The 21,515-nt window shown below is 65.1% G+C and carries 15 protein-coding genes; 10 read left to right on the forward strand and 5 right to left on the reverse strand.

From position 1 onward, the window contains the following. Positions 1-148 precede the first annotated feature (148 nt). Positions 149-1,915 carry a VWA domain-containing protein gene (locus MH112_RS05565; protein WP_296565027.1) on the reverse strand — a complete coding sequence of 589 codons (1,767 nt, stop codon included), beginning with the start codon at positions 1,913-1,915 and terminating at the stop codon, positions 149-151. A 229-nt stretch (positions 1,916-2,144) separates the two neighbouring features. On the opposite strand from MH112_RS05565, the gene MH112_RS05570 reads away from it, so the two are divergent. Next, positions 2,145-3,542 (forward strand): tetratricopeptide repeat protein, encoded by a 1,398-nt coding sequence (locus MH112_RS05570; protein ID WP_296565029.1) that lies wholly within the window; start codon positions 2,145-2,147, stop codon positions 3,540-3,542. 16 nt (positions 3,543-3,558) lie between these two features. Next, positions 3,559-4,998, forward strand: a complete 1,440-nt coding sequence (locus MH112_RS05575) for a hypothetical protein (RefSeq protein WP_296565032.1) — start codon at positions 3,559-3,561, stop codon at positions 4,996-4,998. 49 nt (positions 4,999-5,047) lie between these two features. On the opposite strand, the gene MH112_RS05580 is transcribed toward MH112_RS05575, so the two are convergent. Further along, complete coding sequence (locus MH112_RS05580) at positions 5,048-5,230, reverse strand: CsbD family protein (RefSeq protein ID WP_296565034.1); 183 nt, start codon at positions 5,228-5,230, stop codon at positions 5,048-5,050. Positions 5,231-5,406: 176 nt separating this feature from the next. Between MH112_RS05580 and ettA the strand changes: the two genes are divergently transcribed. From ettA to MH112_RS05620, 8 genes are all read left to right on the forward strand, one after another. Further along, positions 5,407-7,068 (forward strand): energy-dependent translational throttle protein EttA, encoded by a 1,662-nt coding sequence (gene ettA, locus MH112_RS05585; RefSeq protein ID WP_296565037.1) that lies wholly within the window; start codon positions 5,407-5,409, stop codon positions 7,066-7,068. A 157-nt stretch (positions 7,069-7,225) separates the two neighbouring features. Continuing rightward, positions 7,226-8,161 carry a 2-hydroxyacid dehydrogenase gene (locus MH112_RS05590; protein ID WP_296565039.1) on the forward strand — a complete coding sequence of 312 codons (936 nt, stop codon included), beginning with the start codon at positions 7,226-7,228 and terminating at the stop codon, positions 8,159-8,161. Positions 8,162-8,175: 14 nt separating this feature from the next. Next, positions 8,176-9,630, forward strand: a complete 1,455-nt coding sequence (locus MH112_RS05595; protein ID WP_296565042.1) for an NAD(P)/FAD-dependent oxidoreductase — start codon at positions 8,176-8,178, stop codon at positions 9,628-9,630. A 77-nt stretch (positions 9,631-9,707) separates the two neighbouring features. Further along, positions 9,708-10,679: a metalloregulator ArsR/SmtB family transcription factor gene (locus MH112_RS05600; RefSeq protein ID WP_296565044.1), complete on the forward strand. Its 972-nt coding sequence runs from the start codon at positions 9,708-9,710 to the stop codon at positions 10,677-10,679. Further along, the gene (metF, locus tag MH112_RS05605) at positions 10,676-11,611 is read left to right on the forward strand and encodes a methylenetetrahydrofolate reductase [NAD(P)H] (RefSeq protein ID WP_296565047.1); all 936 of its coding nucleotides are present in this window, start codon (positions 10,676-10,678) and stop codon (positions 11,609-11,611) included. Before MH112_RS05600 ends, metF begins: the two co-directional genes overlap by 4 nt. Continuing rightward, positions 11,608-12,684, forward strand: coding sequence for a homocysteine S-methyltransferase family protein (locus MH112_RS05610; RefSeq protein ID WP_296565048.1), 1,077 nt, complete (start codon positions 11,608-11,610; stop codon positions 12,682-12,684). The genes metF and MH112_RS05610 overlap by 4 nt, the downstream gene beginning before the upstream one ends. 98 nt (positions 12,685-12,782) lie before the next feature. Further along, on the forward strand, positions 12,783-15,428 hold the full coding sequence (gene metH, locus MH112_RS05615; RefSeq protein ID WP_296565051.1) for a methionine synthase: 2,646 nt from the start codon (positions 12,783-12,785) through the stop codon (positions 15,426-15,428). 23 nt (positions 15,429-15,451) lie between these two features. After that, the gene (locus MH112_RS05620) at positions 15,452-15,757 is read left to right on the forward strand and encodes a DUF1244 domain-containing protein (protein ID WP_296565053.1); all 306 of its coding nucleotides are present in this window, start codon (positions 15,452-15,454) and stop codon (positions 15,755-15,757) included. Between the two features lie 134 nt (positions 15,758-15,891). Here MH112_RS05620 and MH112_RS05625 read toward each other — a convergent pair whose 3' ends face one another. From MH112_RS05625 to MH112_RS05635, 3 genes are all read right to left on the reverse strand, one after another. After that, entirely contained in the window at positions 15,892-18,894 is a 3,003-nt protein-coding gene (locus tag MH112_RS05625; RefSeq protein ID WP_296565054.1) for a TonB-dependent receptor, read from the reverse strand. A gap of 626 nt (positions 18,895-19,520) precedes the next feature. Continuing rightward, positions 19,521-20,606, reverse strand: a complete 1,086-nt coding sequence (gene pyrC / locus MH112_RS05630; RefSeq protein WP_296565056.1) for a dihydroorotase — start codon at positions 20,604-20,606, stop codon at positions 19,521-19,523. 208 nt (positions 20,607-20,814) lie between these two features. Beyond that, positions 20,815-21,513, reverse strand: a complete 699-nt coding sequence (locus MH112_RS05635; protein WP_296565058.1) for a hypothetical protein — start codon at positions 21,511-21,513, stop codon at positions 20,815-20,817. Between the last annotated feature and the right edge of the window lie 2 nt (positions 21,514-21,515).

Below are 21,515 nucleotides of genomic sequence, written 5' to 3' on the forward strand. Positions count from 1 at the left end.
TGCTTGCGCAGTCCCGCCCCTAAGCCGTCAGGGGAAGGGGATAAGGTGGCGCGGAGATGTTGTGCCGCTGACCGCGCCTCGAGCAGGGCCCGGCAAACGGGCGCGTTCTCATTCCCTTGGGGGTTAGGAACCGTCGGACCCTTGGGGGTTAGGAACCGTCGGATCGCACCTGGGTATCGGCGGCGCTACGCACCAGGGTGATGAACTCGGCCCGGTCGCCATCGCGGTCTTGCCCACGGGCGTCCTGGGCCAGGGCCTCGACCTCGCCCCAGCCGAACCGTTCAGAGATCCAAGGGCCCCCGCGAAGCATCTGACCAAAGGCCGCCACCGCCACGGCCCACCGTGTGGCCTCCGGGGCCCGGGCCAGGGATGTGGTCCGGTCCTGCGCGGTCACAGGGCGGGTCATCAGCTCCGATACGCCGCCCCCAGGGGGTTGATGGCGCACCTTGACGAAGGCCAGTTCCTGACTCTGGCCGCCGTCGGCAGGGTCTGGCGCTCTCTGATACCGCAGGGGGTCACTTGAGCCCGGCGCCCCGACCAGGGTAAGTTCATAGAGTGCCGTCACCGAGGCTCCTGACCCGACCTCGCCGGCATCGACCTGATCGTTGTTGAAGTCCTCCCGGTTCAGCATCCGGGTCTCGTAGCCGATCAGCCGATATTCGCTGACCTGGGCGGGATTGAACTCCACCTGAATCTTCACGTCCTGGGCGATGGGGAACATGCTGGCGGGCAGGTCCCGCAGAAACAGCCGCCGGGCCTCGGCCAAGGTGTCGATGTAGGCCGCCGTACCGTTCCCATTCTGCGCCAGGGTCTGCATCATCTGGTCGTTATAGTTGCCGCGACCAAAGCCATAGACCGACAGATAGACCCCGCTGCGCCGCTTTTCGGCCACGAAATCCTTCAGTCGGTCATGGTCTGCGATGCCGACATTGAAGTCCCCATCGGTCATCAGGATCACCCGGTTGATCGCCTCGGGGTCGAAGTTCTGCTGGGCAAGCTCATAGGCCAAGGTCAGGCCTTGGCCGCCGGCGGTGGACCCCCCTGCGGAAAGCGCCCCCAAGGCGCACCGCATCATCAGTTTCTGTCGGCCATCGGTGGGCGCCAGCACAGCGCCCGCCGAGCCGGCATAGGCCACCATGGAGACACGGTCCTCAGGACCCAGCTGGTCGATCAGCAGGTTCATGGCCTTGCGGGCCAGGGGCAGGCGGTCAGGACTCTCCATTGAGCCCGAGGTGTCGATCAGGAACACTAGGTTCAGCGGCGGCTGTTCGGCGGAGGGCAGTTCATAACCCTGCAGTCCGATGTGCAGGATCTCCCGCTGGTCCGACCAGGGCGACGGCGCGACGCTGATGCTGGTGGCGAAGGGCGTGCTGCGGTCGCTGGGGGCGCGGTAGCCATAGTCGAAATAGTTGATCAGCTCCTCGACCCGAACCGCATCACTGGGGGGCCGCGCGCCGTCGTTCAGGAACCGCCGCACATTGGCGTAGCTGGCGGTGTCCACATCGATGGAGAAGGTGGAGACGGGATCGTCGGCGGTGCGCCGGATGGGGTTCGACGTCGCATCAGGATAGCGCTCTGTATCCACCACAGGCGCTGGGCCCAAAGGGGGAGGCGGGAACGGGATCGGCATGGGCGATGCGGGCGGGCTCCAGCGCGCGGCCTGTTCCGCCATGGGCGCGGCCATTACCGGTGCCGCGCGCCCCATGACCCCGGAAGGTGCGGCCATGCCGGGTGGGGGCGGGGGACTGAACCGACCTTGCCGTGACTGGGGCTGAGCAAAGCCCAGGCGGGCGCAGGCCCGGGCCGTGGGCTCTCCGTCCAGCGGCCCCCTCGGGGCGGCGCTGGCCATGGGGGCACCGGCCATCAATGCCGCCAGGCTCAGGCTGAGAAGATTGCGAATCGCGGTTGGCGCCATGGCGGTGCGGTCCTGGTTTGAGTCGTCCCCTAAGGCACAGCTTGCCGGGTCGACTGGGGCGAAATGTGGACGAACGGCGGTCTTGGACCATAATGCGAGCCCTTGTCTGACAACTCGCCGAAATCTTGCCCCAGCCTGGCGGGCGAGCTTGACAGAGGACGTCGCCAGACGGCTACTGCCGGCGACAACTTATGGTTAACGCGCTCTGAATGTGGGGGAGCAACGGGCCATGGTCCCAGGGTCGGACCGATCGCTGCGCGAAGGCCTGCGCAAGGGTGCGACCCTTGCGGGGCTCTTGGCTTTGCTGCCGCTGCTCGGCTGTGATCCCGGTCCGAAGGGGCCTGGGGGACAGGCGGCCGGTCAGTCCTGCCCCCGGCCTCAGACCTTCCTGACCACCCAGGCCTTCAACGTCCAGGAGCAGGAAATTCGGGCCCTGCGCCGCCAGGCCTTTGCCGGTGATTTCTTCGCCCAGATCGATCTGGCCCGGCGCTACGGCGGGGCCGAGGCTGAGGCGCGGAAGATCCACGATCCGGTGGAGGCCGCCGTCTGGTATCAGCTGGCGCTCTCCAATCCCGACGGCTTTGCGCCCATCGTCATGGCAGCCCAGGGCCAGCGCCCCGGCCGCCGGCTGCAGGACTGCCGAGAAGCCGAACGCCTGGGTGCCTATAGCGCCCTGGAGCGTCTCCTGGAGCGCATGAGCTCAGAGGAGCGCCAGGATGTCCGCGATCGGGTGATCTATGTGCTTTCCACGCAGGGGGCGCCAGGCTTCCGCACCCTGGCACGGCTGCATGATGTGAGCTTTGGCCCCTTCGGTGATCCGATGGAGAGCTCGCCCATCGATCCGCGCGATCTCAAGCGGGGCAGGCCCCCGGCTGCGGCGACCCTGTTCACCCGCAATGACGTGGACGTCTATCTCTTCAACTACCTCGCCGCTCAGAGCGGCGATGTGGCCGGGTTCGTCATGCTGAAGGACTTTGAACGGTCGTCGACCGGACGCGCCGCCCTGGGGGCCGACGCTCAGGCCAAGGCCAAGCGGTGGACCCCGCCCTTCGAGTTCTACCCCCCCCAGGCCCCGGAATCCGGCGTACCGCTTTCGGACGAAAGCCTTCGCGCCGGCGAGGCCGAGGCCGCCGCCCTGGCCCGGGTCGACGAACTGCCCTTCATCCATGTGGGCCATGCCCTGGCCTATCTGCGGGTGACCGAAAAGCCGGCATTGACCAAGGCCAGCCTGACGGCCACGGAGATCCAGGCCTTCCAGGCCATGTTGGGCCGTCCAGCCACCGGTCGCCTGTCCAGCCTGGAGGAGGTCCGGGCCATCCAGTACGCTGCGGTCAATGGTCAGGCCCGCTCTCAACTGACCCTGGCGGTAATGTACTCTGAGGGCGTGGGAGTGCCCCGGGACTATGCCCGGGCCTTCCACTGGTTCTCCCAGGCCGATCGGCAGGGCAATGCCGAGGCGAAGTACGCCATGTCCACCTTCTTCTCCCTGGGGATGGAGGGGGTGGCCGACCAGGATAAGGCCAGCGCCGTGGTCTATCAGATCGATGCGGCCCTGGCCGGTTTCAAACCCTCCGCTCAAAGGCTGCGCGAGCTCCTGGCTCAGGTCTCCCGCGCGCCGCGAACCTGACAAAGGCGCACAGACGGTGACTGCTCAAACTGTACGACCTGCCCGCTCGCTGCTCCTGATCGGTGCCCTGTGCGCAGGCTTGGGCCTGGCCCTGGCGGCTCCAGCCCCGGCTCAGGCCTATCCGGACGCCCGGGTGGACGCCCAGATCCGCCCTAACTTTGGGGGTCTGATCACCCCGCCGCTTCGCTCGCCCTACCGTCCCAACCAGTGGCGCAAGCCCGATCACAAGCCGACCCGCGCCCATCCGCATCCGGGCCGTGGCCACCCCCCCGCCAGGGGCGGCTATCTCAACAGTCTCAGCATCGATTGCGCCGATCCCAAGCTTGGCCCCTATCCGGTCTCCGATGCCCTCTGGGCCCTGGCCGACGGCGGCGTGCTGTTCATCCGCGCCCGGGGCGGGGTCTGCCGCGAGACGCTCTATATCGACCGACCTGTGACGATCATCGGCGAAGGATCGCCAGCCTTTGCCACCGGGCCTGAACCCCAGCCGGCGCGGCTGTCACCGCCGGCGGGCGCCCCTTGCATCCGCGTGGCGCCGGGCACCCGCGGCGTCGAGATCCGCGACATGGTCATCGAGGCCGACCAGGGCGGGCGCAGCGCCTGTATTGAGGCCGTCGATGCCGAGATCGCCCTGGTCAACACCTATGTCCGCTATGCGGGCGAGGCTGCCGCCATCTTCGTCTCCGGCGGTCGGCTGGTGGGGCGCCAGAGCACCATCGAGGCCCGCACCAACGACGCTGCCGTTCTGGTGGACACGGCCACGCTGGACTTCACCCAGGTGCGCATCGCCGCCGATGTGCGGGGCCTGGACATCACGCCTGCGGCCGGCGAGAGCCGTCTGCTGCAGGTGGGCGTGGTCGCCGAAGGCGGGACCCTGCCGGGCTCCACCGGCATAACTGTGCGCGGCCTGCGCAGCGGCGGCGGAAAGCTCCTGGTCCGCAACGCCTATATCGGTGGTTGGATCACGGGCCTCTATGTGGATCGCGGTGCCAAGCTCGAGCTGGTTCGCAGCCGGGTTCGCGCCCGCCGGGGCATCATCTCCGACTGGGGCGAGGTCGTGGTCCGGGAGTCGGCCATATGGGGTGACGAATACGGCGGCTACTTCGCTGGCGGCGCCCCGGTCATTGAACACAACCGCTTTGGCGGCCCCCGGGGCGGTCTGATGTTCGACAGCCAGACACGGCCTGCCCTGGCCCCAAACTATCTGTACGCCACCGACCTCTGCGATCCCTACACCCAGCCGCAAGGTCTGTATTGCCAGTCCTTCGGTGCCGGGCCTTTGCAGGCCTTTGCGCCGCCTGACGCCTATGGCCAGGCCGCCTATGGTCCGTCCGCTTATGGGTGGTCCATGGATGGGTATGAGCGGGGCTATCAGTTGGACGGTGCCCCTATGGCCCTACCGCCGCCTCCGCCGCCGCAACGCCGGCGGGGAATCTTCGGACGCCCGACGTACTAAGGCGCCGTCCTTCGCAGGACGGCGCCCAGTCTTGGATCGAAACTGATCTCTACTTCTTCAAGGCGTCGCGGGCACCGTCTTTCAGGTCGCCGACAGCCTTCTGAACCTTGCCAGCGGCCTGGTCCATGTGGCCTTCGGCTTCCAGGCGCTCATTGCCAGTCAGCTTGCCGGCCGCTTCCTTGACCTTGCCGCCCATATCCTTGGCGGTGCCTTGGGCTTGATCCTTGTGCATGGGAAACTCCTTGGGGTCTGAAAGACGCGGGGGCGCCTCTTTGTCACCGAAGGAACGCCCGGCGGGTGCGGCTTGTTCCCACGGATGTCGGCCCCAGGTTGCGCGCGGGCCGGGGGGCGGCTATCTCCTGGCGCAATTCCGAAATCGCAATTTCAAAGGCGGGCGCGGCACCATCCATGGCGCAGCAACACATTTTTCAGATGCAGGGCCTGACCAAGGCCTATCCCGGCAGCAAGAAGGTGTTCGAGAACATCTGGCTGTCCTTCTACCCCGACGCCAAGATCGGCGTGGTCGGGGTCAACGGCTCGGGTAAGTCGACCCTGCTGAAGATCATGGCCGGCATCGACAAGGAGTTCACCGGCGAGGCCCGCGCCGCCGATGGCGTCAAGATGGGCTATCTGGAACAGGAACCCCACCTGAACAATGATCTCGATGTCTGGGGCAATGTAATCTCCTGGTGCGAAGAGAAGAAGATCTTCGACGCCTACAATGCCGTCGCCGCCAAGATGGGCGAGGAGTATTCCGACGAGCTGATGGAGGAGATGACCGCCCTCCAGGAGAAGCTGGACGCCGGCGATCTCTGGGACATCGACTCCCGTATCGAAATGGCCATGGACGCCCTGCGCTGCCCGCCCAATGACTGGTCGGTGGACAAGCTCTCCGGAGGCGAGAAGCGCCGGGTGGCCCTGGCCCGCCTGCTTTTGTCCAAGCCTGACATGCTGCTGCTGGACGAACCGACCAACCACCTGGATGCCGAAAGCGTCGCCTGGCTGCAGCATCACCTGGAAGCCTTCCCGGGCTGCGTGATCCTGGTGACCCACGACCGCTACTTCCTGGACCAGGTGACCAAGTGGACCCTGGAGCTCGATCGCGGCAAGGGCGTGCCCTACGAGGGCAACTATTCGTCCTGGCTGGAACAGAAGGCCAAGCGCTCGGCCATCGAGGACCGGGAGAGCGAGAGCCGCAAGCGCACCCTGGAGCGCGAGCTTGAGTGGGTGCGGTCCTCCCCCAGCGCCCGGCGCACCAAGTCCAAGGCCCGCCTGGCGGCCTTTGATGAGCTGGTCAACGCCTCGGAGCGTGAGAAGCAGTCCTTCGCCCAGATCCAGATCCCCCCTGGGCCCCGCCTGGGCAATGTGGTCATCGAGGCCGACCATCTGGAAAAGGCTTATGGGGACAAGCTGCTCTTCAAGGACCTGACGTTCCGCCTGCCGCCCGGCGGCATTGTCGGTGTCATCGGCCCCAACGGTGCTGGCAAGTCGACCCTGTTCAAGCTCCTCACCAAGCAGGAGGTCCCCGACGCCGGCGAGATCCGCCTGGGCGAGACGGTGCAGCTTTCCTATGTGGACCAGAGCCGCGATGCGCTGGATCCCAACAAGAACGTCTGGGAGGAAATCTCCGGCGGTCTCGATGTGATGAAGGTCGGGACCCGCGAAATCATCAGCCGCGCCTATGTGGGCTCGTTCAACTTCAAGGGCGGCGACCAGCAGAAGAAGGTCGGCCTCTTGTCTGGTGGTGAGCGCAACCGCGTTCACCTGGCCAAGACGCTCGCGTCCGGCGGCAATGTCATCCTGCTCGACGAACCCACCAACGACCTGGACGTGGAGACCCTGCAGGCCCTGGAAAGCGCCCTGGAGGATTTCCCGGGCTGCGCCGTGGTCATCAGCCACGACCGCTGGTTCCTTGACCGCCTGTGCACCCACATCCTGGCCTTCGAAGGCGACAGCCATGTGGAGTGGTTCGAGGGCAATTTCGACGCCTATGAGGAAGATAAAAAGCGGCGCCTGGGCACCGACAGCCTCATTCCCCATCGCCTGAAGTTCCAGAAGTTCAGCCGCTAAGCGAACCGGGCGGAGCGGCCTGAGTGTCGCGCCCCTCCGCCCCTTCGGCCCTTCAGCGATCTGGGGGCCAATGAGAGGGCCTCAGCCAGCCTCGGTCGCCCTGGTCAGGGGGTCGCCGGACCGGCTATAGGGCGGGGAGCCTGCTGGAGCACCGCCCATGTCCACCGCCCCGCCCGTCGTCCTGTTGTCTCACGTCATGTTGGCGCCCATGCAGTCTGCCCTGGAGGCCAATGGCTACCGGGTGGCGCGCCGCTGGGACCTGGAAGAGGCTGACCGGGGCGAGGTGGCCGCCATCGCTCATGCCGGCGAAGTGGTGCTCGAGCCCGAATTCCTCAGCACCCTGCCGAAGCTCGCCCTGATCGCCAATATCAGCGTCGGCTATGACGGGGTGGATGTGGACTGGTGCCGCGCCAGGGGCATCGAAGTGACCCACGCCGAAGGGCTCAACGCCGAGGATGTCGCCGACCATGCGGTGGGCCTGTTGATCGCCTCATGGCGCAACATCGTCGAGGGCGACCGCCATGTCCGGGAGGGCCGCTGGACGCCCAGTGATCGCCTCGGCCCCCGGCCTGCCCTGAGGGGCCGCAAGGTGGGGGTGGTCGGCATGGGCCACATCGGCCAGGCCTGCGCCACCCGGGTGGAGGCCTTTGGCCTGCAGGTGGCCTGGTGGGGCCCCAATCCCAAGCCTGATCTGACCTGGCCCAGGGCCGAAAGCCTTGTCGCCCTGGCGCAGGACAGCGACATCCTGATCGTCGCCTGCCGGGCCGACGCCTCCAACCGGGGCCTGATCTCCCAGGCGGTCATGGAGGCGCTGGGGCCTCGGGGCCTGCTGGTCAATGTGGCCCGGGGTTCTGTGGTGGATGAGGACGCGCTGATCGCCGCCCTGAAGGACAAGCGTCTGGGTCGCGCGGCCCTGGACGTGTTCTGGCAGGAACCGACGCCGCCCGCCCGCTGGGCCGGTGTGCCCAATGTGGTCCTTTCGCCCCACTCGGCCGGGGGAACCCTCGAGTCGATCCCCAAGATGATCGGCCAGGCGATGGAGAACCTCCGCCGTCACTTTGCCGGGCAGGACCTGCTCAGCCCCGTCCCTTGAAAGCGCCCCGTCCCATGACCGAGTCCCGGTTCGACGTGATCATCATCGGTGCTGGTCTGTCAGGGATCGGCGCGGCCGTACATCTCCAGACCAGATCCCCAGGCCGCACCTATGCGATCCTGGAGGGCCGGGAGGCGATCGGCGGGACTTGGGACATCTTCCGCTATCCGGGTGTTCGCTCCGACAGCGACATGTACACCCTCGGCTATGCTTTCAAGCCTTGGACCCAGGCCAAGGCCATCGCCGATGGCCCCGCCATTCTCGACTATGTCCGCGAGACTGCCCGTGAGCACGGGATTGAGCCGCACATCCGCTTTGGCCACAAGGTTTTGCGGGCCGAGTGGTCGAGCGAAGACTCGACCTGGCGGGTGGAGGCGCAACAGACCGACGGAACCCTCGTCACCCTGAGCTGCAGCTTCCTGTTCCTGTGCGGCGGCTACTACAGCTACGCCGGGGGCTATATGCCCGACTATCCGGGGGTCGCCGACTTCCAGGGGGAGCTCGTGCATCCCCAGGCCTGGCCCGAGCACCTCGACCATGCGGGCAAGACGGTGGTGGTGATCGGGTCGGGTGCGACGGCGGTCACCCTGGTTCCGGAGATGGCCGAGACAGCCGAGCGCGTCACCATGCTGCAGCGCTCGCCAACCTATGTCGTCTCGCGCCCGGCCGAGGACGCCGGTGCCAACTGGCTCAGGACCAAGCTGCCGCCCAAGCTCGCCTACAGTCTCGTGCGCTGGCGCAATGTCTTGTTTGGCATGTATTTCTTCCGCCTGGCTCGCAAGCGGCCGGCGCAGGTCAAGGCCCGGATCATTGAGATGGTGCGTGACCAGCTGGGGCCGGACTTCGACGTGGAGACCCACTTCACCCCCAGCTACAACCCCTGGGACCAGCGTCTGTGCCTGGTGCCGGACTCCGATCTCTTTCTGGCGCTGAAGTCGGGGAAGGCCGAGGTGGTCACCGACCATATCGAGACCTTCACGCCGTCGGGCCTTCGCTTGCGGTCAGGGCGAACCCTTGAGGCCGACATCGTGGTCTCGGCCACGGGGCTGAACCTTGAGGTGCTGAACGGGGTGGCGCTGAGTGTCGACGGCCAGGCGGTCGATCCGAGCAAGACCCTGTCCTACAAGGGTATGATGTATTCAGACGTGCCCAATCTGGCCTCGGCCTTCGGCTACACCAATGCGTCCTGGACGCTGAAGTGCGACCTGACCTGCGAGTACGTCTGTCGGTTGCTGAATCACATGGCGCGGACCGGACAGACCCAGGCAACCCCCCGCAATTTGGGCGCAGACATCGGCCTGGAGCCCTGGCTGGACTTCTCGTCGGGCTATGTGCAGAGGTCTATCGACCGCTTCCCCAAACAGGGTGACCGCGCCCCGTGGAAGCTGCATCAGAACTATGCCCTGGACTTGATGCATCTGCGCTATGGTCGGTTGGACGACGGGGTCATGACCTTCTCCAGACCCTGAGCCAAGGACTGCAACCTTGGGCCGCCGTGACGGCCCAAGGGTTGACATAACGACATAAAGATATCTTTATGTGATCCATGGCGATTTCTACGGGGCAGCTTGTCGATGTGCTGCGCGCGGCTGGCGAGCCGACGCGCCTGCGCATCCTTGCCCTGCTGGCCCACGAGGAGCTGGCGGTGCTGGAAATCTGCCGGGTGCTCGACCAGAGCCAGCCCCGGGTCTCCCGCCATCTGAAGCTGTTGGCCGAGGCTGGCCTCGTGGAGCGGTTCCCGGATGGTGCCTGGGTGTTCTACCGGCTGGCCACCGCCGGGGAAGCCCGCCGGCTGGTGGACGAGGTGCTCGATCTGATCGAGCCGGCAGACAGCGTTCTGGCGCGGGACGCTGAGCGTCTGAGCCGGGTGCAGGACGAGCGGGAGACCGAGGCCGGCGCCTATTTCGCCCGCAACGCCGCCCGCTGGGATGAGATCCGCGCCCTCTATGTGGCTGATGAGGCGGTGGAGGCGGCGATCTGTCAGGCCGCTGGCCCCGGGCGCTTCCGCCGTCTGGTGGATCTGGGCTCAGGGACCGGCCGGATGCTCACCCTGCTGGGGCCCCAGGCCGATCAGGCCCTGGGTCTGGATCTGTCGCAGCAGATGCTCAACATCGCCCGCAGTCATGTTGGCAAGGCCGGGCTCGATCACTGCGAATTGCGCCATGGGGATATCTTTGGCACCCGTCTGCCTGATGCGAGCGCTGACCTGGTGGTCGTCCACCAGGTGCTGCATTACCTTAGCGAACCGGCGGCGGCGGTGCGCGAGGCCGCCCGGCTGGTGGAGGCCGGAGGCCGTCTGCTGATCGTCGACTTCGCGCCCCACGGGCTGGAGCATCTCCGGGACGAGCACCAGCACCGCCGACTGGGATTTTCCGACCAGGAGATGGAGCGCTGGCTGCTGGATGCTGGCCTCAGCCAGGTCAGGGTCAACGCCCTTCCGCCGACCCAGGCCGCCGGCCTGACCATCAAGATCTGGACCGCCGAGCGCGCGCCGCTCGCCAAAAGGACCGCTGCATGACGTTCGTCCCCCCCAACGCCCTGGGACCTGTGGCCCGCGCCGGTGCCGGCATCAGCAAGCGCCCCTCGGTCTCCTTCGAGTTTTCCCCGCCTAAGGGCCCCAAGAGCGAGGCCAGCCTGTGGGAGGCGATCCGCCGCCTGGAGCCGCTGAACCCCACCTTCGTCTCGGTGACCTATGGGGCAGGGGGCTCGACCCGCGACCGCACCCATCGCACGGTGGTGCGGATGCTGCAGGAAACCACCCTCAAGCCTGCCGCCCACCTGACCTGTGTGGAAGCCAGCCGCGATGAGGTCGACGAGGTGATCCGCGATTACTGGGCAGCCGGCATCCGCCACATCGTGGCCCTGCGCGGGGATCCCCCGGGCTCCCTGGGGGGGGCCTATACGCCCCGCGCCGATGGCTATCAGAACGCCACCGAGCTGACGGCTGGCATCCGGGCCATTGCGCCCTTTGAAGTCAGCGTCGGGCTCTACCCGCAGATCCATCCGGAAAGCCCGTCGGTGGAGCATGACATCGAGGTCCTGAAGGCCAAGATCGACGCCGGCGCGACCCGGGCGATCACCAATTTCTTTTTCGATATCGACGGCTATCTGCGGTTCATCGACAGGATCCGAAAGGCGGGTGTGACCATTCCGATCCTGCCCGGGATCATGCCGGTTTCCAGCTTCGAGGGCCTGTCGAACATGTCCCAGCGGATTGGCGTGACCATTCCCGGCTGGCTGTCCAACCTGTTCGAAGGCCTTGATGAGGACCCGGAGACTCGCAAACTGGTCGCGGCCTCAGTGGCCACCGAAATGTGCGCCCGGCTGTCCGAGGAAGGCTTCTCGGACTTCCACTTCTACACCCTCAACCGGGCCGACCTCGTCTATGCCATCTGCCGTGTGCTGGGCGTGCGCGAGTCTGATCCCCAGCCCACCACGGAGGCCGCATGACCAAGGTCCATCCCGGCCGCGCCGCGCGCATTGCCGCCCTCAAGGCCGCCGCCAAACAGCGCATCCTGATCCTCGATGGTGCCTGGGGGGTGATGATCCAGAAGCGCAAGCTCGAGGAAGCCGACTTCCGCGGGGAGCGGTTCAAGAACCACCCCCTCGACATGAAGGGCAACAACGACATCCTCTGTTTGACCAGGCCTGACATCATCGCAGAACTGCACGAGGCCTATTTCGCCGCCGGCGCTGACATCTCTGAGACCAACACCTTCTCGGCCACCACCATCGCTCAGGCCGATTATGAGGCCGGCGAGGCGGTTTATGACATCAACTTCCAGGGCGCGCAGATCGCCCGGCAGGTGGCTGACCGCTTTACGCAGAACGAACCGGACAAGCCGCGGTTTGTGGCGGGCTCGGTGGGGCCGCTGAACCGGATGCTGTCCATGTCCTCGGATGTGAACGATCCCGGTGCCCGGACGGTCACCTTCGACCAGGTCTACGGTGCCTATCGTCAGCAGATGATCGCCCTGCACGACGGTGGGGTGGACCTGTTCCTGATCGAGACCATTACCGACACGCTCAATTGCAAGGCCGCCATCAAGGCCATCCTCGATCTGGAAGACGAGGGCTATGAGCCCCTGCCGATCTGGATCTCCGGCACCATCACTGACCGCTCCGGCCGCACCCTGTCTGGCCAGACGGTGGAGGCCTTCTGGAACTCGGTGCGTCATGCCAAGCCCTTCGCCATCGGCTTGAACTGCGCGCTTGGCGCCGACCTGATGCGGCCTCACATCGCTGAGCTGGCGCGGATCGCCGATACGCTCGTCTCAGCCTATCCCAATGCGGGCCTGCCCAACGCCATGGGCGAGTATGACGAGAGCCCGCACCAGACAGGCCACCAGCTCCACGAATGGGCCAAGAGCGGACTGGTCAACATCCTCGGTGGCTGCTGCGGGACAACGCCCGACCACATCCGCCATGTGGCCGACGAGGTTCGTGGCATGCCCCCCCGCCAGCCGCCTGAGCGCCCCACCGCCCTGCGGCTGGCCGGCCTGGAGCCGTTTGAGCTGGCCTGACACCTTGGCTTGCCCTTCGCCATACGGGAGAAGGGCGGCTAGCGAACCCATCTGACGCCAAGCGGTTTAGCTGTGGCGCACCCGACGACCGGAGTCCTATGCGTCCCACCTTCATCAACATCGGCGAGCGGACCAACGTCACCGGGTCGGCCAAGTTCAAGAAACTGATCATTGAGGGCGACTTCAATGAGGCCCTGTCGGTGGCCCGCCAGCAGGTGGAGGCCGGTGCCTCGGTCATTGATGTGAACATGGATGAGGGCTTGCTGGACTCCCAGCAGGCCATGGTCACCTTCCTCAATCTGATGGCCGCCGAGCCTGACATCGCCCGGGTGCCGGTGATGATCGATTCCTCCAAGTGGGAGGTGATCGAGGCCGGCCTGCGCTGCGTTCAGGGAAAGTCCATCGTCAACTCCATCAGCCTCAAGGAAGGCGAGGAGAAGTTCGTCGAGCAGGCCAAGGCCTGCCTGCGCTATGGCGCAGCCGTGGTGGTCATGGCCTTCGATGAGCAGGGCCAGGCCGACACCGCCCAGCGCAAGATCGAGATCTGTACCCGCGCCTATCGCAAGCTGGTGGATGATGTGGGCTTCCCGCCTGAGGACATCATCTTCGACCCCAATATCTTCGCCGTGGCCACCGGCATCGAGGAGCACGACAACTACGCCGTCGACTTCATTGAGGCGACCAAGGCGATCAAGGCCGAGCTGCCCTTTGCGCGGGTGTCGGGCGGGGTGTCCAACGTCTCCTTCTCGTTCCGCGGCAACGAGCCGGTGCGCCGGGCGATCCACTCGGTCTTCCTCTATCACGCCATCCAGGCGGGCATGGACATGGGCATCGTCAATGCCGGCGACCTGCCGGTCTATGACGAGATCCCGGCTGAGCTGCGCGAGGCGGTGGAGGACGTGATCCTTAATCGGGCTCAGCGGACCAATATCTCCAACACCGAGCGGCTGGTGGAGCTGGCGCCCAAGTACAAGGGCGGCAAGAGCGAGTCCAAGGGCCCTGACCTCGCCTGGCGGGAAGGCGACGTTGCCGAACGCCTCAAGCACGCCCTGGTCAAGGGCATCACCGAGTTCATCGAGGTCGACACCGAAGAGGCCCGGCAGCAGGCTGAGCGTCCTTTGCATGTCATCGAGGGCCCCCTGATGGCGGGCATGGACGTGGTCGGCGACCTGTTCGGCTCGGGCAAGATGTTCCTGCCCCAGGTGGTCAAGTCCGCCCGGGTGATGAAACAGGCCGTGGCCTATCTGATGCCCTTCATGGAGGCCGAAAAGGAGGGTAAGCCCCGGGAGGCTGCCGGCAAGATCCTGATGGCTACGGTCAAGGGCGATGTCCACGACATCGGCAAGAACATCGTCGGCGTGGTCCTGCAGTGTAACAATTACGAGGTCATCGATCTGGGGGTCATGGTCCCGGCCGACCGAATCCTGGACGAGGCCAAGGCCCATGGGGTCGACATCATCGGCCTGTCCGGCCTGATCACCCCGTCCCTGGACGAGATGGTCTTCGTCGCCGCCGAGATGGAGCGGCGGGGCTTCGACATCCCCCTGCTGATCGGTGGGGCAACCACGTCCAAGACCCATACGGCGGTCAAGATCGCGCCCTCCTACAAGGCCGGTTCCACCACCTATGTGCTTGACGCCAGCCGGGCGGTGGGCGTGGTCTCGGGGCTATTGTCGCCCACCGAACGGGTCCGCATCCAGGCCGAGACCGCCGCCGAGTACGAGCGGGTCCGCGAGCAGTATGCCCGGGGGCTGACCAACCGCGCCCGCACCACCCTGGAAGAGGCCCGGGCCAAGGCCTTCTCCATCGATTGGGCCGACTATGATCCGCCCAAGCCGAGCTTTACCGGCCTGCGCAGCTTTGAGGCCTGGGACCTTGAGGACCTGGCCGCCCATATCGACTGGACGCCGTTCTTCGCCTCCTGGCAGCTGATCGGCCGCTTCCCGCAGATCCTTGATGACGAGGTGGTCGGAGAGGCCGCGCGCAACCTCTATGCCGACGCCCAGGAGATGTTGAAGACCATCATTGCGGAGAAGTGGTTCACCGCCAAAGGGGTGGTGGGCTTCTGGCCCGCCAATGCCGACGGCGACGATGTGGTGGTCTATGCCGATGAGGCCCGGGTGACGGAACTCGCCCGCTTCCACACCCTGCGTCAGCAGATCGCCAAGACCGGTGACCGGGCCAATGTGGCGCTCGCCGACTTCATCGCCCCCATCGGGACCAAGCCCGACTGGATCGGCGGTTTCGCGGTTACTGCCGGACATGGGGAGGCGGCCATCGCCGCCCGCTTCAAGGCGGCCGATGACGACTATAATGCGATCCTGGCGGCCGCCCTGGCCGACCGTCTGGCAGAAGCCTTCGCCGAAGCCATGCACCGCAAGGTGCGCACCGAGCTCTGGGGCTTCGCCGCTGACGAGCCCTTCGACATCGACGCCCTGATCTCCGAGAAGTACCAGGGCATCCGCCCGGCTGCCGGTTATCCGGCCCAGCCCGACCACACCGAAAAAGAAACCCTGTTCCGTCTTCTGGACGCCACGCACAAGGTGGGTATTGAGCTCACCGAGAGCTTCGCCATGACGCCGCCGTCCTCGGTATCAGGCCTCTATTTCGCCCATCCCCAGTCGCACTATTTCGGGGTTGGCCGGATCGAGAAGGACCAGGTGGAGGACTATGCCCGCCGCAAGGGCTGGGATCTGGCCAAGGCGGAGCGCTGGCTGGCCCCCATTCTGAACTACGAGCCCTGATGGGCGAACACACGAGGGCAGCTATGAGCAAGATCGACGACCAGATCGCGGCTGAGGCCTTTCGCCGTCTGGTGGCGCATCTGCAGATGCGGACCGACGCCCAGAACGTCGATCTGATGGGGCTGGCGGGGTTCTGCCGCAATTGCCTGGCCGACTGGGTCACCGAGGCGTCGGCTGGGACTCTGGACCGCGAAGGGGCGCGGCAAGCCATCTATGGCATGCCGTATTCGGCCTGGAAGGCTGCCCAGCCCGAGGCCACGGCCGAGCAGTTGGCGCGGATGGAGGCCAGTCTCACCCTGAACGAGACCCTTCGCGGTCGTCCCGACTAGACCTTAGTTCCAGGGTCATTCAGACACTGACATGAAAAAAGGGGCGGCCCCGCAAGGCCGCCCCTTAAGTCGTTTTCAACGGGCGCCAAGTCAGCGCCCCGACCTGGCTTGGACAGCCAGGCCAGGGGCCGGGCTTAGAACTTCTTGCGCAGACCGATCTTGAAGTTACGGCCGTACACATTGCCGATCGCCGGATCATACGAATACTCGATCCGCGAGGCGGAAGGATCAGCGTCGGTCAGATTGAGGATCGAGGCGGTGAGCGTCGTATCCCACGGCAGGAACACCCGGTAGGTGAGGTCCAGGGTCGTGAACGGATCCACTTCCAGCCCGAAGTTCACCAGCTGGCAGCCGGTGGTGGAGGCCGCATTGGCCACCGTGCAGGCCACTGGCGAGAAGCCGGTGTTGATCACGGTCGGGCCACGGTTGTCCGTGACGCCAGCAATGTGATTGACCGTGGCGCGGACGCTGTGCGGGCCATTGTCGTACTCAGCATAGAAAGCGCCACGCCACTCCGGAATGGTCCCGGGCAAGCGGTCATAGTTGGCAAAGCCAACGGCCTCGTAAGCCGGGGCCACCGTCACACCATTCACGACGAAGGCGCCTTGCTCGTACTCCAGCACGTAGCTGACCGTACCGCTCAGGCTGACCTGCCCGCCGAAGACGTCTTCCGGATAGGAATAGTCCAGGGTGGCGTCGATGCCCGAAGTGGTCAGATCAGGGCCGTTGACCAGGTCCGAACGCACCCGCGAGATGTCCGACCCCATGGTCAAGCCCTGAACGCAGGCGTTGTTGTTGGAGAAGGTCACCAGGCTGCGCAGCGGATCGGCACAGTTGACGAACTGGGCACCATTGCCCGGGCCGTTGCCGACCCGGTTGGCGACCACATTGGCCGGCACCCGGACGATCTGGTCCTCGAGCTCAATGCTCCAATAGTCGACCATGGCGCGGAAGTCGCCGAAGTCCGCCAGGGCACCGACGCTGAAGGTCAGGGCCTTTTCCGGGCCGATGGCGCTGTTGCCGAAGGCGTCCACCGACTTGAAGGCATTGCCTGCTGCCTGGATGCCCGACAGACCTGTTGCACCGCCGGGAGCCCGGTCGGTCGGAGTTGGGCCACGGAAGGTGGTGCCCACCGAGCCGCGCATGGAGAACCAGTCGTTGGCGTCCCACTTGAGGGAGAGCTTCGGATTGGTGGTCGACCCGGTCTCACCGCCATAGTCCTCAAACCGCAGCGCCACAGCGGCGTTGAGGTTGTCGAGGATCGGCAGGTTCATTTCACCGAACACCGCGTAGATCGACTCGTCCACATAGTAGGGCTGCGACTGGCCCAGGAACATGTAAGGGCCGGTCTGGATCGCACAGTTGGTGACGCCTGGGACCGGGCAGGGGGTAATGGCGCGGTCATAGAAGTTGCTGCCCAGACGACGGGTCTGTTCGGAGGCCCGCCATTGGGCGCCGGCCGCCCAGTTCACCACACCGCCGGGCAGTTCAAAGCCGGTGGAGCCGTTGAACACCAGGTCGACGACGTACATCTCGTTGGTGGTTTCGCCGATCTGCTCGTCATAGAGCCAGCGGGCGAGCGCTGGGCTATTGGCCTGGGCCGGGTTGTAGTTAGGGTTCACGGCCCCAAGCTGCGGATTGCCCGGATAGGCCGTGGAGAACGGGTTCAGCCACTCGCAGCCATTGGCACCAGGGGTCGTGCCGGTGCAGCCCGGTCCACCCAGACCGCGCAGGGCGCTGTCCAGACGGCTGATCAGGATGTCACGGGTGTTGCCGTAGGCCTGATTGCGCGCGTAGGTGAAGGCCAGATCCCAGCCGATACCGCCAGCGATGTCGAACTCGCCCTTCAGGCCGGTGGCGATGCGGAACAGCTCATAGGAGCGCTCGCCCTTTTGACCGTCATAGCCAAAGGCGGGGTTGCCGCCGCTGGCGAACGGCCGCCACAGGGTCAGCTGCAGACCAGACGTCGGCACGGCCGCATAGGCACCAGCTGCACCTGCCGAGGCGAAGATCTGCGGGTTGGCGGCCACGAAGGCCTGCACATAGGGGTTCGACTTGGGCGCAAAATACTGGGTGCTGCCCGGGCCGAACGGCCCTTGGGTCGGGGGATAGGACGGCGAGTAGCCAATGTTGGGAACGTCGGTCTTGGAATACATGCCCTCGAGGAAGAACTCGGTGGTGTCGTTCAGCTCGAAGTTCAGTTCCCCGTACAACTGGTAGCGGTCGGTTTCTTCGATCAGATTGGCGAAGGGCACATAGGTGTAATAGCAGGCGGGAAGCTGGCTGGCGCCCGACTGGAACACCCCCTGATAGCCGCCAACGGCACCGCAGGAGCTTTCGCGGATCGAGCCGACGGCGTCACCGTGGTTGGGGTCAGGAACGCCCGGGATGGTGGGCAGGTCAACGCCGAGGCGGGCCACATAGAAGCCCGGATTTGACAGGAACGACCAGCCGCTCGGGTTGGCGGTGTAGTCCTGATAGGCCCAGTCACGGTCCAGGGTGTCGAGTTCTGAGCGGTGCTGATAGCCTGCCGCGATGAAGGCGCTGCCGCGTTCACCCTGCCAGCCCCAGGCGGCGCTCATATTGTACTCGCCGTCCGAGCCGTCCACGTAACGGTACTCGCCGGACACCTCGAAGCCTTCGAAGGTCTTCTTGGTAATGAAGTTGATCACGCCGCCGATGGCGTCCGAGCCGTAGGTGGCTGCCGCGCCATCCTTCAGCAGCTCAACACGACCGATGGCCGCGGTAGGGATCAGGTTAGTGTCGACGCCGGTGAGCGGGTCGGTCGAGGTGAAGCGGCGGCCATTGAACAGCACCAGGGTCCGCTGGGGCCCCAGGCCACGCATATTGATCGAACCCGCGCCGATGGCCCCCTGGGCCGAGGTCGAGAACTGGTTGGAGTCGCCAAGCACTGGGCCGCTGATGGTCAGTGACTTGATCAGTTCGGTGGTCGAGGGCGAGCCCTGCTTTTCCAGGTCCGCGGCACTGATCACATCCACCGGCAGGGCGGCGTCCTCAGGCGTCCCGGCAATGAACGACCCGGTGACGACGATCTCTTCGACCATGGTCTGAGCAGAAGCCTGACCCGCCACGAGGCTGAGGGCGAGGGCGACAGCCGTGGTCGAGACCGTCGACAAGTATTTAGAACTCCTCACACGTTTCCCCTTTGAATTTAAACAGCAGCTTGGATCAACAATGATCCGAAGCGGCGTAAAGAGGCTCTAAGGGATAATAAATCAACCCTAGGGTTTGACGCTTGTGCTTAAAAACAATGAGAATAGATGACGGTTACGTCAGTTATAAACGGTCGGTAAACATAAAAAGCGCTGATACGTCAAAACGTGTACCGCACCTTCTACAGGTCATGGAAAAAACCTATTAATATCAATAGACTATTTTGCACGCGGCGTTGAAAACCTGGGCGCGTCACCGCCCTGTCACGTTCCCGCCACACCCGCCGCAAAAAAGGCGTTCGGCAGCAATTTTGGCCGTATTTCAGGCGGATAGGTGCCTGGCTTTGCCAAGCATGCCGGAAAAAACCCCGCTGTCAGGGCGAATCTAGTTCTGCAGGGCCTTTGACCTTGCGCGACGGCTTCAAACGCGAGTCGCAGTTGCCAGGCTGGAGCGGTCCATGTGGCACCTGACCGCCCGCGAGCCCGTCAGCGCGCCCCAGATCTGGCCTGTTCCTCCAGGGCTACCGCCTCAGTCAGGTGCCGTGCAGAGCGGGACTTGCACGCTCTGCCTCGGCCCTGGCCTGTCTCGCCTATCGGGCCAGCCGCCAGTTCAGCATGGAGCCTGCATGAAAGGGGACGATATCGGCTGCGGCCAAGCTGAGGCGGTCTGGGACCGATTGAACGACGCGCTCCAGCACGATCTGATCCTCGTTGAGGGCAAGCCCATAGAACCGAGGTCCGTTTTCAGAGGCGAAGGCCTCAAGCTTGTCCAGGGCCCCCTCTTCCTCGAAGACCTTCGCGTAGCTTTCGAGCGCATGGGACGCGCTGAAGATCCCCGCGCAACCGCAAGCCGACTCCTTGTCAGTCGCCGCGTGCGGGGCCGAGTCGGTGCCCAGGAAGAATTTCGCGGACCCCGATGTGGCGGCTTTGCGCAAGGCCAATCGATGATGCTCGCGTTTGGCGACGGGGAGACAATAGAAGTGCGGGCGGATGCCGCCCTCAAACATGGCGTTGCGATTGAAGTCGAGGTGGTGGGGCGTGATGGTGGCCGCCAAGGTTGCCGGTCCCTCGGCAACAAAGGTCGCGGCCTCCTCGGTCGTAATGTGTTCAAAAACGATCTTTAGCGCAGGGAAATCGCGTATCAACTTTGACAATATGCGATCGATAAAAACGGCTTCACGATCGAAGATGTCGACGTGCTGCTCAGTCACCTCGCCATGCAACAGCAATGGCATGCCGATGCTCTGCATGACCTCCAGGACGGGGTAGATGTTCTGCACATCTGTCACCCCATGATGGGAGTTGGTTGTGGCATGGGCGGGATAGAGCTTGCAGGCCGTGAACACCCCCTTGGCAAAGCCCGCCTTGACCTCTGCCGGATCGATGCCATCGGTCAGATAGCAGGTCATCAGGGGGGTAAAGGACAGTCCGGGCCTGATCGCCGCCATGATTCGCGACCTGTAAGCCTCGGCCGCGGCGACCGTTGTGACTGGCGGGTCCAGATTGGGCATGACAATCGCGCGGGCAAACTGCTGCGCGGTGAAGTTCGCCACCGCCGCCAGCATGGGTCCGTCCCTGAGGTGGACATGCCAATCATCTGGTCGACGCATCACGATGCGGGTTGGTGGGCTCGCATCCCCAGGCTTGATTGAATCTGTCGGTTCGGCGAGCGGCATGGGGGATCACCAGAGATGTGAAACGTGCAAGCGCCTTACCCTCTAACACGGGCTCAAGGGTTCAAGATCGCGTTATCGGGCAGGCAAAAGTGCGGTCTCATTTCAGGCGGCCCGGACAAGGTGGGAGTCGGTTTTCGGACCCGCGCGTCAAGGTCGCTCAAAGTGTCGTAGGTCGCGGCGGCCTTTGGGAAACACAGGCTCAGTGGACCTAGCCGCCTACCGGTTCGTCAGTGGGCGCTGGGGATGAGACCTCTGAGGAGACCGCGTCTGGTCGCGATTCAGGAAGCTCTTCTGGGGGCAGAAGGTGAGCCAGGGGATCGTCTTCTGTCGGTTCAACGGCCGCGGCCTCAGGCATGGCGGGCATGATTTCGGCGGTCAGATCAAAGGCCGGACCCATAAGTCTGGCCCTTTCCTCCAGGGTGACCGCCGTGGACTCGCAACTGGCAGGCAGGGTCCAGCTCATCCACTCCTGGGCCAGACGGGCCGGGGGCAGATCAACAGACCGGCTCCAGCTCCCGCGCCCCCGGCGCAGGGCTTCAGCCCCATGGGCGTTGATCGGCCGAGGGCTGGCCTTCTCCGCCGCCTCCATCGACCGCTCGAACAGAATGAGGTTCTCCGCGCTCAGGGCGTCGAGCTCATCATAGGCCTTGAGATCATCCGCCAGGGAGGAGCCTGGGCGACGAAAGGCGGTCTCAATGCGGATCACCTCGGGCATGACCTGCTCTCGCAGGCCCCGGTGCGCCGACAGAGCACCATAGCACCAGGCCACCAGCCCATAGGGATCGCGAGGGGCCCCGGCGGGATAGGGGAGCGGCGGCGCGTCGGCAGCCGGAGGGGCTGTCTCAGCGGCGGCAGCAGCCTCAGGATCCTGGGCCAGCAGGGCCAGGGCGAACAGGAACGGTGACATCA

Source organism: Phenylobacterium sp., assembly GCF_022402485.1.
Lineage (GTDB): Bacteria > Pseudomonadota > Alphaproteobacteria > Caulobacterales > Caulobacteraceae > Phenylobacterium.